Genomic DNA, 1,654 nt, shown 5'->3' with positions numbered 1-1,654 from the left:
GCACGCGTCGTCGGCGTGGTCTCGGATACATGAAGGCGATCTCCAGGAGGTTTCTCGGTCGGCCCCTTGGCACGCGCCGGACAAGGAACGGGCGCACGGGGACAGTGGGACGTGTTCGCGGACCGGCACCAGCGGAGCGGACATCGTGCCGGCCGGACCTCCGGACCCTGTGGGGTTCACGCGGTCCGAACCGCTGTGCCGGGCAATGGTTTCGTGTGTGGTGCCGAACTCGATTCATTCGACGACAAGCACGACACCCTCAGCACCCCACGGCGTGGGCAGCGGGTGGCTCCGGAGGTGAGTCTTGCGCTGTGTGATCATCCTTTCCAGGGTCTGTGAGTGCAGATAATTGGGCCGACCCGGTTGCTGCCGGGGCGCAGCCCGAGTGTGGAAGGTGCCGAATGAAGCTGTCGGCCGGTGACCGAGGCCGCCTCAAGGAGATCCTTCAGGCGCGCCGAGCCGCGATCGACCCCCTCAGGATGGGGTTCGCCAAGCGAGGGCCTGGTCCGGGCCGGCGGGCTGCCGGTCTGAGTCAGGAGCAGATGGACGTGCTGCTCACGCGCACCCCGGGCACGTACAACCGGTTCGAGAACGGTCAGCTCGCCGGCCCCGGTGCCGATCTCCTCACCGCAGTCGCGAGGACGCTGCGGCTGGACGAGCAGGAGTGGGCGTTCCTGTGGCTGATCACCCGCAAGGAGAACCCGCCTCATGCCCTGCACGGCAGCTCGGGGACGTCCATAGCCGGAGGAGCGTGGCAGCGGGTCGTCGACCAGATCAGCGGCGCGTTGGCGTACGTCAACGACGCCGAATGGAACGTCGTCGTTCACAACGAGGACTACCGACGCCTCTTCCCACGCGGGCAAGCCCCCGCCAACATCATGCGCTGGATGCTCCTGGACCCCGAGGCCCGCACCGACGTCCTGATGCAGTGGGAGACCCACTGGGCGCCGGCCATGATGCCCCACCTGAAGCACAGCGTGGAGCTACGCCCGGAGAATCCGGCGCTCGGTCGTCTTGCGTACGACGTCCTCAACGACCCCGTGGCCGGCCCGCTCTACCGAGAGCATGCTGCGGCCCCCATCCCCTTCTTCGACGGTTCCGAGCTCCCCATCCGGCACGCCATTCACGGCCCCGGCCGGATCACGACCTGCCTCGCCGAACCCGTCACAGCCCCCGGCGCCCGCATCAACCTCAGCTTCTACACGCTCGAAGACTCACTGACCGATCGGAGGCCTGTACGTGACGAGCCACTCATCCTCCGAGCGTGACACCCGGGGGACCAGCCCCGCCGGTGGAAGCAGAATTGCCGTGCTTCTGGAGGAGAGCCCTCTTTCCGCCATCTTGTGGACGACCCGCTCCGAGGAGTCGAACTGCCGGTCCTCGTCGTGGGGAAGCCCGATGTGAGGTGATGGGGCGGGAGGAACGTTCTGATTGAGTGCTCGGTGGGCGCGCTCCCCGCCCATGGCACTGGCCCCGCGCCGTGCGAAGTACGCAGGGCCGCCTGGCAACCACACCGACCGTACTGGGCGGTGAACACCCGCTCCCAGGGGGCGGTCCAGGGCCTAGTAGGGCTTGGTCAGGTCGGGGCGAGTGTGGGTATGTCGCGGTGGCAGGTGGGACAGGCGCCGGCCCAGGTAGCGAGGAGGGTCTGTAG

The 1,654-nt window shown here is 67.9% G+C and carries 1 protein-coding gene; it reads left to right on the top strand.

Annotation, left to right across the window (positions count from 1 at the left end; genetic code table 11):
* The first annotated feature begins 401 nt into the window (after nt 1-401).
* A complete protein-coding gene (locus tag ABT342_RS38065) occupies nt 402-1,268 on the top strand; it encodes an MmyB family transcriptional regulator (RefSeq protein WP_351584196.1) in 867 nt (288 codons plus the stop codon).
* The last annotated feature ends 386 nt before the right edge of the window (nt 1,269-1,654 follow it).

Origin of the sequence: Streptomyces sp. NPDC000410, assembly GCF_040300305.1 — a bacterium.
Classification (GTDB): Bacteria; Actinomycetota; Actinomycetes; order Streptomycetales; family Streptomycetaceae; genus Streptomyces.
This window is presented reverse-complemented; position numbering and strand designations above follow the sequence as displayed.

Bases quoted from the DNA above. Each gene is read 5' to 3' on its own strand.
- ABT342_RS38065 (WP_351584196.1), top strand. From the start codon at position 402: ATGAAGCTGTCGGCCGGTGACCGAGGCCGCCTCAAGGAGATCCTTCAG.